Genomic DNA, 15,865 nt, shown 5'->3' with positions numbered 1-15,865 from the left:
AGTAGTAATTGAAAATAGAATAATAAAAAAGCAGAAATTAATCTGCTTTTTGAGAATGTTATAAAATAAATTATCGATTAATAGGGTGATCAATATTTTTTTCACCACGCCATAATTTGATAAAGTCTTGCTCGTCAAAATCGTAAAGTTCCATGAGGGCAACGACTGCACTCACAAAAATCATGGCACCCTCAGAATTTCCATGAAGATCAAATATCTTGCCGTTGAGCTTACCTAAAATATCACTCAGCTCATGATCACGGCCTCGTCCATAACGATCCCGAGGGTAAAGCTCTTCATTTAAAACAATTAGAGCAATGGCTTTTTCGGCACTTGATAAATCTGTTTTATCTAAGGCTTCTTCAAAAGATTCACTTCCATGATTGAAGTAAAAAATAACCTCATCATTAATGAAACTTTTCACCATCTTTTGAGTTAATGTCGGAAATTGAGAAACTGCATTGTCTTCAACATAAGGTTTAAAAGATTCTGGAAAGATAACGTTGTGATGAATATCTTTAAACAGTGGTGCAATTTCAGAAACTTTATAACCCGCAATGCCGCAACCTAAAGCAGTGACAAAATATTTCATTTTAGGATGGTTTTTTGCATATATTTTAAAATCTTCAACATAGTGCTCAATTTGTGAAAGAGGCATTTGTTGAATATGTTCATTTAAGGTGGGAATTGCAAAGCTTTGACCAGCCCAGCCACGACCTACACCTTCAACTGCTCCGAAGTGTTGGCGGGCAACGCGTGCTGCACCGCTACCGTGCTGTCCAGCAAGGTTACTTCCAAATACAAAAACGGTATCTTCGGGAAGTTCGGTTACAATACTTTCATCATGATATTGGTAGGTCATGGTTATGCTTTTTATTTAATGGATAGGTCCATGTTGCAACTGATTATGGTATTGGTCAAGTGTTAAGATGCTTATTCTTTTGCATAGAATTTTCAACGCAATTTGGACTTTAAATTAAAAGAAAAATCCCCATTAATGAGGGAGACGTTAAATTCAATTTTTTAATAAAGAGAGATAACTTTGAACGAAAATCAACCTTTTGATTTAGTCACTCATTATCAGCCAGCAGGTGATCAGCCACAGGCAATTGAAAAGCTGGTCAGTGGTATCGAACATGGTTTTCGTAATCAGTTATTGCTAGGGGTAACAGGTTCGGGTAAGACCTATACCATGGCAAATGTGATCGCTCAAACACAGCGACCTACAATTGTGATGGCCCATAACAAAACTTTGGCTGCCCAGCTTTATGGTGAGTTTAAATCTTTCTTCCCCAATAATGCAGTTGAATATTTTGTAAGTTATTACGATTACTACCAGCCAGAGGCTTATGTTCCGTCTTCGGATACGTTTATTGAAAAAGATTCAGCCATTAATGATCACATTGATCAGATGCGATTATCGGCAACACGAGCTTTATTAGAACGTCGTGATGCAATTATTGTGGCATCAGTGTCTGCAATTTATGGTTTGGGTGACCCGAATGCTTATATGCAAATGTTGCTGCATGTGGTTGAGGGCGACCGAGTAAGTCGTGATGAAATCATCCGCCGATTGGTTGAAATGCAATATACGCGTAATGAACTTGAATTTTTACGTGGTACTTATCGAATTCGTGGCGAAATTATTGATATTTTCCCAGCAGAATCCGATCAACATGCAATTCGTATTGAACTATTTGATGATGAGGTCGACTCAATTCGTTGGTTTGACCCGCTAACAGGTAAAATGGTTCGTAAAGTTTCTCGGATAACGATTTATCCGAAAAGCCACTATGTGACACCAAAAGATCATTTGACCCGTGCCATCGATACAATTAAAGATGAATTACAAGATCAGCTCAAATTCTTCCGTGAACATGACAAATTGCTCGAAGCACAGCGCATTGAACAACGGACACGCTACGATTTAGAAATGATGCAACAGTTGGGCTATACCAATGGTATCGAAAACTATTCACGTCATTTGTCTGGACGTCCATCTGGTGAAGCGCCGCCGACTTTATTTGACTATATTCCAGAAGATGCTTTGCTCATTATTGATGAATCACACGTTACGGTTCCGCAAATTGGAGCGATGTATAAAGGTGACCGATCACGTAAAGAAAACTTAGTGAATTATGGGTTCCGTTTACCAAGTGCGCTTGATAACCGTCCTATGAAATTTGAAGAGTGGGAGCGTATTGTACCGACGACCATTTTTGTAAGTGCAACACCTGCTAAATATGAATTAGAAAAGTCAGACCAAATCGTTGAACAGGTGGTACGTCCAACAGGTCTCATCGATCCTGAGATTGAAATTCGTCCTGTCTTAACCCAAGTAGATGATGTTCTTTCTGAAATTAATATTCGTAAAAACTTGAATGAAAGGGTATTAATTACCACTTTAACAAAGCGTATGGCAGAAGACCTGACTTCTTATTTAAAAGAATATGGCGTTAAGGTTGCTTATCTCCATTCAGATATTGATACGGTTGAACGTGTCAAAATTATTCATGAACTACGTACAGGTGTATTTGATGTTTTAGTCGGTATTAACCTATTACGTGAAGGTCTGGATATGCCTGAAGTTTCTTTGGTTGCTATTTTAGATGCAGATAAAGAGGGCTTTTTACGTTCTGAACGTTCACTTATTCAAACAATTGGTCGTGCTGCACGTAATGTGAAAGGTAAAGCAATTTTATATGCTGACCGAATTACCGATTCTATGCAAAAAGCAATAGATGAAACTGATCGCCGTAGAGCCAAACAAATTGAGTTTAATGAGCTGCATGGTATTACGCCACGTAGTGCTGTCCGTCAGGTTATCAAAGAAATTGACTCGGGTGAGGTACTTTCAGATGACGAGATTGATGAAAAAGTACTTGAACAAGCACAAGCATTGAGTGCCGACGAAAGACATATTCTTTCAGATCCAAAATTGTTTAGTAAACATATTACTAAGCTTGAAAAAGATATGTTAAAAGCCTCGAAAGATTTACAGTTCGAACAAGCAGCGCGGATACGTGATGATATCATTCGATTAAAAGCGCAGATGTTGCAATAAACGAATACATAACGCTACATAATGTGTTTAAAAAACAAGCTACTGTAGATGTTTGAGTTCTTTTGTATTCACAACTAATCGTTGAGGGCAACAATGGCATTTCGAAATAATGTTCCGCAAGCCAGTTGGCGTTTGGGTAAAATTGCGTTGGGCGGCATCGTTTTGGCTGGTTTAGCTGTTGGAACGTATGTCTATGCTCAACCGAAACCCTTGCAAACTGTTTATAAAGTTGAACTGGACCGATATTTAGGCGTCTGGTATGAAGTTGCCCGTAAACCTGCATTTTTTCAAAAAAAATGTGCTTACAACGTATCTGCAACTTACACCTTAAATGAAAATGGCAATGTGGTTGTAGATAATCGCTGTTATGACAATAGAAAACAATTACAGCAATCTATTGGTGAAGCCTTCGTGGTCAACCCCCCATATAACACGAAATTGAAGGTGAGTTTCTTACCCGAAGCTGTGAGATGGATTCCCGTTATTCGTGGAGATTACTGGATTTTAAAAATAGATGAAGGCTATCAAACTGTTTTAGTCGGAGAACCTTCTCGTAAATATCTGTGGGTATTATCAAGAACACCTCATCCTGAACAAGAAGTGGTTGATGAATATCTAAATTATGCAAAAACCTTAGGTTTTGATATTCGCGATGTTATCCGTACAGAACATAAAGAATAGCTGTAGATGTCTGATTAATAAAAAACCATGTTTTTACATGGTTTTTTCTTTTTTATAGTGGATAAATCAAGTATTGTGGTGAGTTGTTTTTATTAAAGTTTAAGAGGGTGATGATGTTTAAAGGCGTGAGCTTGTCTGTCATGGCATCTATCACTTTTGGTGTACTTTATTTTTATACTCAATTATTAAGTCAGCTGGATAGTGAACAGACTTTTGGATGGCGGATTATTGCAACACTACCAGTTCTCACTTTGTTTATGTGGTGGAGTGGTGATTTAGGCTATATAAAAAATATCTACCAGCGTATTTTGGCTAAGCCATCTTTATTATTGTTGTTAATCACAACCTCCGTTTTAACTTCGGTACAGCTTTGGCTTTTTTTATGGGGGCCAATGCACGGGCGTGGCTTACAAGTATCTTTAGGCTACTTTCTATTGCCACTTGTTCTTGTCTTGGCTGGAAGTGTGCTGTATGGCGAAAAAATATCAAAATTTCAATGGGTCGCAATTATTCTTGCCGTCATTGGCGTAGGCCATGAGATCTGGCGTTTAGGAAGTATCGCTTGGGAAACTGCATTGGTTGCGGTTGGCTATTCTGCCTATTTTTTATTACGTAAGACCATTAAAACAGACAATTTAGGCGGTTTTTGGTGGGACTTAGTTATTATTCTACCAATTGCAATTTATTTGACCCACACAGGTTTACTTCCTTATAGCAAATTTATAGACCAACCGAGTCTTGCTTTGGTCATTGTTGGGCTTGGAATTTTAAGTGCCATTGGTTTAGGAAGCTATATTCTGGCAAGTCGCTTTTTACCATTAGTTGTGTTTGGACTTTTAGGATATTTAGAACCTGTATTACTTGCTCTAGCTTCTTTAGTTTTAGGGGAGAGTATTGGCCAAGAAGAATGGTTCACTTATATTCCGATCTGGTGCGCGGTATTTGTGTTGGTTTTAGAAGGTGCAGTACACCTTTATCAGCAACGTCAAAAAGCCAAAAATTTGCAGCTCAACATCGCGAAATATCAAAAAAGATTAAAAAATGATGAGTTTGATTAGAGACTCAGAATCTAAAAAGTAAGAAAAAGCAAAAATTTAGCTGCTTTAAACAATAAAATAATAAAAAATAATTATAGGTATTTTATGAATTTATGATGAATTTCAGGAAAATCTAATCACTAACGTCAGCTTTTGATTCATTCTTGCCAATAATTCCATTACAATTACGGGGTTTAAAAAATCACGCCTAGATATAATTAATTAGAGGACGTATCTGTGAGCAAAGACACTATCATCGCCCTGCATGCTGAACACCAAGGCCGTTGGAAAAACCGTGAAGAAATCGCGGAACGTATGATTGCATTAATCGGACAATTATACCGTGAAAAAAATATTGTCGTATCTGTTTACGGTCGCTCTTTAATTAACCGTTCTGTTATCCAAATTTTGAAAACTCACCGCCGTACACGTGTTGTAGACGTTGAGCTTTCTGTTGTAAATACATTCCCAATTTTAGAAGCTTTAGCTAAGCTTGAAAATATTGGCTCTGCAGAAGTTGATATCGGTAAACTTGCTGTTGAATATAAAGAAAAAGGCGGTGATGTTGATGCTTTTGTTGCTCAAGCAGTTGAGTCAATCAAAGGTAGCGCAACTTCTGAACAACCTAAAGATGTCGTTCTTTATGGTTTTGGTCGTATTGGCCGTATCTTGGCTCGTTTAATCATTAGCCAGTCAGGTTTAGGTCGTGGTTTAAGCCTTAAAGCAATTGTTGTGCGTAAATCTTCTGATGGCGATTTAGCAAAACGTGCTTCTTTACTTCGTCGTGACTCTATTCACGGTACTTTCGCTGGTACAATCGCTGTTGATGAAGAAAATGAAGCAATCATTGCGAATGGTAACTTCATTAAAGTGATTTATGCGTCTAGTCCAAGTGAAGTTGACTATACTGAATACGGTATTTCAAACGCACTTTTAATCGACAATACTGGTAAATGGCGTGATGCTGAAGGTCTAAGCCAACACTTAAAATGCCCAGGCGTTGCACGTGTTGTATTGACTGCACCAAGTAAAGGCGAAATGAAAAACGTTGTATTTGGCGTAAACAACACAGACATCTTAGATGAAGACAAAATCATCTCTGCTGCAAGTTGTACAACAAATGCAATTACTCCAATTCTTAAAGTATTGGATGACAAATATAAAGTTCTTAATGGTCATGTTGAAACTGTTCACTCATTTACAAATGACCAGAACTTGATCGACAACTACCATAAAGCAGATCGTCGTGGTCGTGCTGCTACTTTAAACATGGTAATTACAGAAACTGGTGCAGCTAAAGCGGTTGCTAAAGCATTACCTGCATTAAAAGGTAAGTTAACTGGTAACTCTGTACGTGTTCCTACTCCAAACGTATCTCTTGCTATCTTGAACTTAACGCTTGATAAAGAAATTGATCGTGAAGAAGTGAACGAATACATTCGTCAAATTTCAATTAACTCTAGCCTTCAAGGTCAAATTGGTTATACCAACTCGACTGAAGTTGTATCGAGTGACTTTATCGGTTCTCGTACTGCTGGTGTATATGACGCTCAAGCAACGATTACTTCTGGTAACCGTTTAACTGCTTATGTTTGGTACGATAACGAAGTAGGTTATAGCTGCCAGGTATTACGTATTGCTGAACAAATGTGCGGCGTAAGCTACAAGAAAATCCCAGCAGAATTGAATGCTTAAGATCATTTAACGATCTATAAAAGATTTTCACAAAAAGACCCAGTTTAGACTGGGTTTTTTTACAACCGTACAAAATATATGCTGACTATTTTTTGTAAATAAATGAGAATATGAATTAAGGAAAAAAAGAAAATAGTAAGGGATAGGAATTGTCGCAGTTTAAACGTTTGTTGGTCGTTTTTATATTCATCATTATTGCCAATTTATGTGGTGTACTCATTGCAATATGGGTGTTTAAGCATTTTAATATTTATATTCCATTGAAGAATCAAGCAGTTGCTATTGACTTGCAAGAACCTCTACAAGTTAAGGTTAAAGTACAAGATGCTTTAAACGTTGATGTGAAAGGGCGGGTAAATGCCAGTATTCCAATTGATGAGCAATTGAATATTCCTTTAACGCAAACTTTAACTCCGCGTGTCTATTTCGATAATATGGTCCCTATTAGTACAACAATTCCTGTTAAAGAAGTATTAAAGGTTGAGCAAAATTTACCAATTGATACGAAGGTTCAGGTTAGAGTTTTGGGGCGTGATATTACACTGCCATTAAAAGGAACAATTCCATTAAAGCTAGATGTTCCAATTGATATTAATGTTCCTCTTGAGCAAAAGGTCCATTTGAAATTTGATGCACCAGTGCGGACAGTATTAAAAGAAAATTTACATATTCCTCTAAAAGCGAGATTGGATACTAATATTCCAATTGAGGGTAATTTGAGTGTCCCTGTTAAAACAGCATTAAATGCTTCGGTTGATGTAAAGAACACATTGCCTGTGAAGATTGCAAATGGTGAGTTAAAAATTCCTCTGTCCAGTATGCGATTAAATCGGGTAGTAGGTTCAGAAACATCGCAGACGACAGCTGATCAATAGGGTGGATGGTAATGTTTCGTTCACTCAAGAGTATGCTCATCAGTTTTATTTTAATGATGATACTTGCCGCGGTTATGTTTTGGGTATACCTCAATATTCAAGCAAACTTAGTTGTTTCGGCTCATAATGCCGATATTAGTTTACCTGACTCTTTAGAAACAAAGATTCAAGTTGGTAATACATTGCAAGTTCAGTCTATTGGTAAACTTGATACAACCTTAGATATAAATCGCCAACTGACTCTACCGCTAAAAGGGAGATATTTAGCAGATATAAGTTTTGCTGTAGAAACACCTGTTACAGTCAGTGTTGACTACACAACAACTCTAAAAATTGATCAGGTTATGCCGCTTGAAACAACTACAGATCTAATTTATCAAAATAAGTTTTTACCTAAATTTCCACTCAAACTTGATATTCCCATAAAGTTAGATGTGCCTTTTCAGTTAAAACGTAGTTATACCATTCCGATTAAAATTGTTTTTGATGGTCCTGTTTATTTTGAATTTGATGAGCCAGTAAATTTATCGGTTAAACATCAGTTTAAACCAAGTTTAGAGGTGAATGATCCTATGGAAATGGGGAATATCTCTTCATTTAATGCCATTATGTATAATTCGGTTCCAAAAACAAAAGCCAATCTTGATATGCAAATGACCTTGCCTTTACGCAATGTTCATCCTTAAAAATTAAATAGGAATCCTGCATTTTATTTTGGATAAAGCCCATATTTGTGAATCTAAAATGCTTTTGATGACTTAAAGATAAAAACAGATCGTTATAAATGGGATTTGTCCCATTTTCTATTCGAGAATTTTATGAAAATATGGCAGAATAGGCGGTTTTAGAGTTTTTAGAGGATTGGCAGATGCGCTTTGTTGATGAAGCAGTCATTACCGTAGAGGCTGGCGACGGTGGCAATGGCGTAGCCAGTTTTCGCCGTGAAAAATTTGTCCCATTTGGTGGCCCAGATGGTGGTGATGGCGGACGTGGTGGAAGTATCTATATTCAAGCTGATGATGATACGAGTACGCTAGTCGATTACCGTTACACACGTAAGTTCCGTGCTGAGCGCGGAAAGAATGGTGCAGGCGCTAACTGTACCGGACGTGGTGGTGAAGATGTGGTTTTAAAAGTACCCGTGGGTACAACAATTGTTGATACAGATTCAGGCGATATTATTGGCGATTTGGTTGAAGACGGCCAAAGAATTCTGGTTGCAGGTGGTGGTGACGGTGGTTTGGGGAATACCCACTTTAAATCATCAACTAACCGTGCTCCGCGTAAATGTACGACTGGCATTAAAGGTGAATTTCGTGAAATTCGCCTTGAATTAAAAGTATTGGCAGATGTTGGTTTGTTGGGCATGCCAAATGCTGGTAAATCAACATTTATTCGTGCTGTAAGTGCTGCAAAACCAAAAGTGGCAGATTATCCATTTACAACCATGGTTCCAAACCTAGGTGTAGTAGATGCTGACCGTCATCGTTCATTTGTAATGGCCGATATTCCTGGGTTGATTGAAGGTGCTGCTGAAGGCGCTGGTTTGGGAATTCGTTTCCTTAAACATTTGGCCCGTACGCGTATCCTTTTACACATTATTGATGTGCAACCAATTGATGGTTCAGATCCGGCGCATAATGCAAAAGCAATTATGAACGAGTTAGCTAAGTTTTCACCGACTTTGGCTAAACTACCAATTGTTTTAGTACTGAACAAACTTGATCAGATTGCTGAAGAAAGTCGTGAAGAGTGGTGTCAGCATATTCTAGATGAACTAGAGTGGACTGGACCTGTCTTTAAGACATCAGGCTTATTAAGTGAAGGAACGAAAGAGGTTGTGTATTACCTCATGGATCAGCTTGAACAACAACGTGAACGCGAAGTTGAAGATCCTGAATATGCAGCAGAAGTAAGAGCTTTCCGTGAACAACTAGAAGTTGAAACACGTGAACAAACCATTGCGGCAAAAGAAGCATATCGCGCTATGCGTCGAGCACAACGTCTTGAAGGCATGTTGGGCGATGATGATGATTTTGACGATGATGAAGACGACAATGATGTAGAAGTCATATACGTTCGTGACTAGAAAACCGAGGAAAACATGATAGAAGTGGTCGATGGGCAACGTCAGCTCAGTGAGTGTAAACGAATCGTTGTTAAAATCGGATCATCTTTACTCACAGCCAATGGGCAAGGTTTAGATTTGGATGCTATTTCGCATTGGGCGAAACAAATTGCAGATCTACACAATGCCGGACACGAAATTATTTTAGTGTCTTCTGGAGCCGTGGCTGAAGGTATGGTTCGTATGAAGTTTGCGAGTCGACCCACTGATTTACCCAGTCTACAAGCCTGTGCTGCAATTGGGCAGATGGGTTTAATTCATACTTGGTCTAGTGTGCTTGAAGAACATGGCATTCGTACTGCTCAGGTTTTACTGACACATGATGATCTGGCGGACCGCCGTCGTTATTTAAACTCATGTGATGCTTTGCAAAACTTGATTGATTGGCATGTAATTCCAGTCATTAATGAAAATGATACGGTATCTACCGATGAGATCCGCTTTGGTGATAACGATACTCTAGCTGCGATGGTTGCAGGTCAGGTTCATGCAGAATTGCTGATCATTTTAACAGATCAGCAGGGTATGTTTGACTCAGATCCACGTCATAACCCTGATGCAAAACTACTCTCTACTGTTCGTGCCATGGACGATGTTTTATTCGAAATGGCGGGCGGTGGCGGTGTGCTCGGCAGAGGTGGTATGGTGACTAAGGTTCGTGCCGCACGTTTAGCTGCTAAGTCGGGTTGTCCAACGCTCATTGCGAGTGGCGAAAGTGATAATGTCTTGTCACGTGCTATGGCGGGTGAGATGCTAGGTACGTTGTTTACTACAGATAAAGACCGTATGACTGCTCATCAACAATGGCTCGCTGCTCATTTACAAACAGCAGGCCGTCTTGTAATTGATGATGGTGCTGTTGAAGCGATTAAATTGAAACATCGCAGTTTACTCCCTGTTGGAGTTAAAACTGTTGAAGGACATTTTGATCGTGGCGATGTGGTTGAATGTGTCGATAAACAAGGTAAACGTATTGCAGTGGGGCGAGTGAATTTTAGTTCGCGATCTGCTGAAATTATTAAAGGCTTAGCTTCTGATAAGGTTTATCAAGTACTTGGTGAAGCTCGTTCACTTGAAATGATTCATCGTGATCATATGGCAATTTACTAATAATGTAAGATATTGAAAATATTTTCTTAAATTAGATGGTTTGATTATTTAACTACTTATCTAGCTACTTTGGTTTAAAAGCCCACGTGTTAACGTGGGCTTTAATTTATTAACAGTAAGTTTATAAACCTATCCGCTCATAACGTTTTCTGAAAGCATCTTTACCACCTTCCATAATTTGACATACATCATTTCGGATTGTTTCATGAACCAAACTTCCAAAGTTCTTAATTTCAACTTGCCCCTTATGGAAATGCATGACATTCACTAAGTCAGCATCTCCATTTACTACAATATTAGGATTATGAGTGACAATAATAATTTGACGCTTATTTTTGTTAGTATGTATCTGATTTACTATCAGATCATAAATAAGCTCGTTATCTAAGTCATCTTCTGGTTGGTCGATAATTATTGGTTCATTTCCATGACTAAGCAAGAATGCCAAAATAGCAGCAGCTTTTTGACCAGCAGAGCCTTTAGAAATATTTACGAATTCTCTACCATCACCTTTTCTTGAATATTTAACTTCAAGTAAATCTTCTGGGAACCAAGTTAATAGCCTGCCATAGAATTCAGGTTGACTTTGATAGCGTGATTGGAGATGAGTAATAAATCTATTATCAATATTAAATTGAGGTAGGGTATTTCCATTTATTAAATTATTAATATTGTTAACAAGATTGGTCTTAGCAGTAAGCTTTCTATTGTTTTGACAATTTATCAATTCATTAAGAAGAGAGCGCTCTTTATCTTCTTTATTATAAATTGTATTAATGAAATTAAAAGTTCCTATAATATCTCTGAACATAGGCTCGATATTTTCAGTTTCGCCATAAGGTAAAATAGTCATTTTTACATAGTTGTTATTATTTAAAATAGAATCAATAAATTCTTGTCTTTTTTGCTGAATTACTCCTCGCAGTCTGATAATTTCATTAATACATGTTTGTCTTTCTTGTAGGTTATCTATAAGTCTTAATTTCTGAGATTCTACTGTCTCTAAATTGTGTAGGATTTCTTGCTTGCGCTTATTCCAGGCTTCATATTGTTCACTATCAAAAGGTATTCCTCTAGTTGTGTAATCTTCTAACATCGCTTGATAGGCTTGTTCATTTGTATTTTTAAACGTAGACCAGCTCGAATTTTCATAAGCAATGTTAGCTTGTGAAATGGCTGTATGTAATCTTGTTTTTAAATTTCCTAATTCTTGAAGAATACTTGATAGCTCACCGGAAAATGTAGCATTAATTTGTACCAATTCTGTTTTTAATTGATCTTGTAATCCACTAATATTATGTAAGAAAAGTGTAGGTAGTTGAGTGCTAGAAACTTGATTTAATTTTTCATTTAATTCACTAACATTCATGCTTGATGTTAAAGCTCTTTGGACATTCATGCATATTTCATGTTCTGAGAGAATGTGATTATGACCGCCAGATTGAAAACTTAAAATATTAGTATTTAGAGCACTCAATTCAGATCTAAGTGTCCCTTCCATAGATGTTGAATGATTTAAAGCTCTTTCTTCTGCTAAAAGACTCATAATCCGATTAGTTTGAGTCTCTATCAAGTCTATATATGCATTGGCATTAACATTTGGTGACCGATCGATTATTTCTAGCAAAATGTTGGGATGTGAAGCTAATGCATTAATTTGTTTTTGGCTATATAAATGAACAGGGAAGCGATCTTTAATATTACCTTCATCTGGAACTAAAGCTCCTTCGTCATATTTATAGAATTGTAATGGAGTGGACTTAGACCATTTTGTACAATATTCAGTAGCATGGTTTTTTACTGAAATTTCTATTTCAGTATTGTTATCAGTGACATCATTTATAAAATTTTGAATCTCACTATGTATTTTATCTAATTCGTGAGTATCTTGAGATTTACCCAATGATAATCTTAATGATTCAATAAATGTTGATTTTCCAGTACCACGTCCCCCAATAATTGCATTAAATAATGGATGAAGCTGGAATACAGGAGTGCTATTTTCTATTCTGCCACAATGCTTCATTTTCTTTATTGTTAGTTTTTTTATGTAAGCTTGTGGAAGTTGATTAGGGTTTTCAATTTGGTTAAGAATGCAATAGTTCTTGTCTCTTAAGGCGTATTTAAGGCCCTCAATATCAGGTGCACCCATCTTAACCCAACTATAACTTGCACCTAATTGAGCTAGGGTATGAGCATCAGAGCCTTTAACTATTGCTAAATGATCACAGTCATTTTTTAGATCTTGATGTATGGAGGAATTATGTAAGAGCAGATGGTCAATAAATTGCGCACCATCAAACAATTTTAAATTGGTCTTTAAATCAGGGGTAGTTGTAGTTACATTGTGTAAAAGTCCTTTGGGACCTTCAATATGAGCAGGCATTACAATGCCATTTGATAATTTGATTTGGTGAACTACATCTGAAATAGAAAGAGTTGAATAGCAGTTTTCTGGGTCACCCATTTGACCATCTACATTTAATCTACAGCTTCCTAGAATTCTTGTTAAATCATTACTGGAAACGCTTGGATCAAAAATAGCTAACAAGTGAATTCTACTTGCTCCTAATGATACAGTTAATTCAAAACCAGGGAACATTGTGAGAGGTCTGAACCAATCTTCATTTACACATTGTGAGTAAACGCTTTTTAAAGTATCAACATATTGCCCACTATTGTGATCTGTAATAGCAACACAGTCGATTTCTTTTTCCATGAGGGCTTTAAGCCAATCTTGAGGTGAAATATCACTAGGCTCTCGGTAATCGAGTGAAGCGGGTGTATGTGTGTGAAAGTCAAACTTATACCATTGACTACCTAAAATATTGGTCATAAAAAATCCCCTTTCTGTTAATAATCTAATTCATATTTTGTAATTGTTTGAAGTATACTTAAAAATCAATAAAAAGCATGAAAAATAACGAGTTAAATAGGAGATAGTGAGGGGATTATGGGGCAAGCAAAACAAAGGGGTTCTTTAGAGTCTCGTATAGCGCAAGCAAAGCAACAAAAACTCGACGGTGAACGTATTACTATTCAAGAGGCTAGAATTCGTCTACAGCTTCAGGATAATGCTGAATTTTTGGGGTATGTAATTCACCTTTACGATCAAGATGAGTTTGTTGGCAAAATTGATGAAAACGATGTAGCTATTAATCGAGTTTATGTGAAAATTCCCGACTTAGCTCAGATTTTTGATTCAGTTGAAGAAGCTATTGATGAGGCTCTAAAAATTGATAAGTATAGGTTGCTGGTATGTTTATTATTTGAATTTGATAATAAATATATGATTTATGATGTATGGGCTAATTTTGACGACTAGAATATATAGGATTCTATGGGATTCAAAAAATGGTAAAAGCTCGCTTTATGCGAGCTTTTTTTCTGGTGTTAAACGAGGTAGAACGCGATCTTCACCCACCATGTACGGATGTGTGGCGAGACTCAACATATCTAGGTCTTCTGAGCTATTACCATAAGCATAAATTTGATGGTAATGCTGTAGCTTATATTGTTGATGAATACGCAACTTCTTTTGTTCGCTACTACAATCTGGGGTGGAGTAGTAACCCGTCACCATGCCGTTTTTAATTTGTGTTTCGGTACAAATTAATTCGATATCAAGTAACTTGCAAAGTGGAGCAAGGTAGACATCAATTGAAGCAGAAACCAGTACCACCTGATCACCACGTAACTGGTGGTGTTGTAACTGTGCGAAAAGTTCAGGTGAAAGTGCAGAGACTAACTCTTGTGCATATTCTTCACCTAATCTTTGCAATTCAATTGCAGAGGTATCTTTGAACATGCTGCGAAATAACTTGGCGCGCATGGCATGGGCTGGATAAAAGTTAAGATAGTAGGCTTGAATCCATGGCAGGATTTTTAAGCTTTGTTTAACAATGTGGCGCTTAGACAAAGCATAAAAGATAAACCCTGTAAAACTGTCTTTGCTACACAAGGTTCCATCAAAATCGAACAGGGCGAGACTTTTTATAGTCTTATTCGTTTCGCTCGTTGCATACATGTTTCATATCGTCCGTTTACTCGGGTTGCAAACCAGTTGGTATTATAATCACGACTTAATTTTGGTCCAGAAATAACAACTTGCGGCATAACCGCATAGATAGGTTCTTTATCTGTCTTTGCTTTATAAAGTTTAGTCAGAGCAATATAGGTTTGTGTACTTTCAAACTTTTTCTCTTTTTCTAATTTAAGATCATCACGAATTTGTCTTGGTGTAACTAAAATATTATTTTTTGCAAATACAGTAATGAGTTCTTTTTCTGATTGGCTTTGAGTCGGACGTGGATCACCATCTTTTGTGTAAAGAAGTAGATCACCATCTAAACTTACTTCTGAGTCGGTCAGATCATTGAGCATACTTTGGAAAGCAGCATTACGGCTTGAATACATACCTGAGTTATAGTCTGCAAATCGATAAATAGCTTTATCATAATTTGCTGGATAAACCATTAAACGGTGGATGCCGTAATATAAACCGCCGTATTCTGTATATAAGTCATTACGAAGCTCAGCGATATTCATGCTGGAGCGTTTGTTGGCTTTGGCGTAGTTAATGTGTACTTGCATAGAACCCAAAGTGGTAATTGGGTTCATTTTTTCACCAATATCTTGTCCGACCAGTTTGGCTGCACCTGTTAAAGCACTGACATGATAATGCTTCGCCATGAAATCGAAAATTTCTCTATAGAGTAAGTCTAGTTCACGTTCAGTTTTAACTTTACGCATCCGACTCATATAATTATCATCTGGTGAAGGTTGTGTTTTAAGAACTTCTTCGAAGTAACCAGCAACTGTCCCACCAATTTTTTGGCCCAGTTTTGCTTCAAATTTTTCTTGTAAGCGCGTATTTACTTCTTGAACTGCTTTCGTGCCTAGTCCTGGAACTGATGGGTCAGCTACAAAATTTGATTCCTGATCGACCACAGCAATAATACTGCATGTATTTGTTTTAGTTTTAGCTATATCTAGCTCTTGCATAATATCATCAATATCTTTTGCCCAAGACTCACGGTCATGCACACGTGATGGGATCAGACGTTTAATCTGTTGGCTTTCTAGTTCAGGCTCATCACTATTTGACCACCAAGCTTTATCACCACAAGCAGCTAAACTCATGCACACGGTGACCATACCGAATGATTTTAATAAAAAACGGGAAGACAACGGTTTGTTCATGGCGAGGAAAGCACCTGCATAAAAAGATGAGCCGATCAAGCGGATTGAAGTATACTATGTTGATCATCAATTG

Annotated in this window: 13 protein-coding genes; 9 read left to right on the top strand and 4 right to left on the bottom strand. The window is 37.3% G+C overall.

All coding sequences use genetic code 11. The annotated features are described in order from the left end of the window. Nucleotides 1-70: 70 nt before the first annotated feature. A complete protein-coding gene (locus tag MSG66_RS14810; protein WP_042898096.1) occupies nt 71-862 on the bottom strand; it encodes a hypothetical protein in 792 nt (263 codons plus the stop codon). A 180-nt stretch (nt 863-1,042) separates the two neighbouring features. Between MSG66_RS14810 and uvrB the strand changes: the two genes are divergently transcribed. The 8 genes from uvrB (at nt 1,043) to proB (ending at nt 10,590) form a co-directional block, all read left to right on the top strand. Next, entirely contained in the window at nt 1,043-3,064 is a 2,022-nt protein-coding gene (gene uvrB, locus MSG66_RS14805; protein ID WP_133972277.1) for an excinuclease ABC subunit UvrB, read from the top strand. Nucleotides 3,065-3,157: 93 nt separating this feature from the next. Further along, nucleotides 3,158-3,745 (top strand): lipocalin family protein, encoded by a 588-nt coding sequence (locus tag MSG66_RS14800; RefSeq protein ID WP_324654489.1) that lies wholly within the window; start codon nt 3,158-3,160, stop codon nt 3,743-3,745. 110 nt (nt 3,746-3,855) lie between these two features. Beyond that, a complete protein-coding gene (gene rarD, locus MSG66_RS14795; RefSeq protein WP_127492705.1) occupies nt 3,856-4,803 on the top strand; it encodes an EamA family transporter RarD in 948 nt (315 codons plus the stop codon). A gap of 216 nt (nt 4,804-5,019) precedes the next feature. Then, nucleotides 5,020-6,477, top strand: coding sequence for a glyceraldehyde-3-phosphate dehydrogenase (locus tag MSG66_RS14790; RefSeq protein ID WP_003650341.1), 1,458 nt, complete (start codon nt 5,020-5,022; stop codon nt 6,475-6,477). Between the two features lie 149 nt (nt 6,478-6,626). After that, nucleotides 6,627-7,352: a hypothetical protein gene (locus MSG66_RS14785; protein ID WP_042898092.1), complete on the top strand. Its 726-nt coding sequence runs from the start codon at nt 6,627-6,629 to the stop codon at nt 7,350-7,352. 11 nt (nt 7,353-7,363) lie between these two features. Next, nucleotides 7,364-8,038 (top strand): hypothetical protein, encoded by a 675-nt coding sequence (locus tag MSG66_RS14780; protein WP_202743007.1) that lies wholly within the window; start codon nt 7,364-7,366, stop codon nt 8,036-8,038. A gap of 182 nt (nt 8,039-8,220) precedes the next feature. Next, a complete protein-coding gene (gene cgtA / locus MSG66_RS14775) occupies nt 8,221-9,441 on the top strand; it encodes an Obg family GTPase CgtA (RefSeq protein ID WP_133972279.1) in 1,221 nt (406 codons plus the stop codon). Nucleotides 9,442-9,456: 15 nt separating this feature from the next. Beyond that, complete coding sequence (gene proB / locus MSG66_RS14770; protein ID WP_133972281.1) at nt 9,457-10,590, top strand: glutamate 5-kinase; 1,134 nt, start codon at nt 9,457-9,459, stop codon at nt 10,588-10,590. A 121-nt stretch (nt 10,591-10,711) separates the two neighbouring features. Here the strand turns inward: proB and MSG66_RS14765 are convergent, their stop codons facing one another. After that, entirely contained in the window at nt 10,712-13,426 is a 2,715-nt protein-coding gene (locus tag MSG66_RS14765) for a TrlF family AAA-like ATPase (RefSeq protein WP_324654488.1), read from the bottom strand. Nucleotides 13,427-13,543: 117 nt separating this feature from the next. Between MSG66_RS14765 and MSG66_RS14760 the strand changes: the two genes are divergently transcribed. Continuing rightward, nucleotides 13,544-13,915 (top strand): hypothetical protein, encoded by a 372-nt coding sequence (locus MSG66_RS14760; protein ID WP_324654487.1) that lies wholly within the window; start codon nt 13,544-13,546, stop codon nt 13,913-13,915. Nucleotides 13,916-13,960: 45 nt separating this feature from the next. Here the strand turns inward: MSG66_RS14760 and MSG66_RS14755 are convergent, their stop codons facing one another. Beyond that, on the bottom strand, nt 13,961-14,617 hold the full coding sequence (locus tag MSG66_RS14755) for an HAD-IB family hydrolase (RefSeq protein ID WP_324654486.1): 657 nt from the start codon (nt 14,615-14,617) through the stop codon (nt 13,961-13,963). Further along, a complete protein-coding gene (locus MSG66_RS14750) occupies nt 14,584-15,792 on the bottom strand; it encodes a DUF1615 domain-containing protein (RefSeq protein WP_202743006.1) in 1,209 nt (402 codons plus the stop codon). Before MSG66_RS14750 ends, MSG66_RS14755 begins: the two co-directional genes overlap by 34 nt. Nucleotides 15,793-15,865 lie beyond the last annotated feature (73 nt).

Origin of the sequence: Acinetobacter sp. IK31, from assembly GCF_035615195.1 — a bacterium.
GTDB classification, from domain to species: Bacteria; Pseudomonadota; Gammaproteobacteria; order Pseudomonadales; family Moraxellaceae; genus Acinetobacter; species Acinetobacter calcoaceticus_C.
This window is presented reverse-complemented; position numbering and strand designations above follow the sequence as displayed.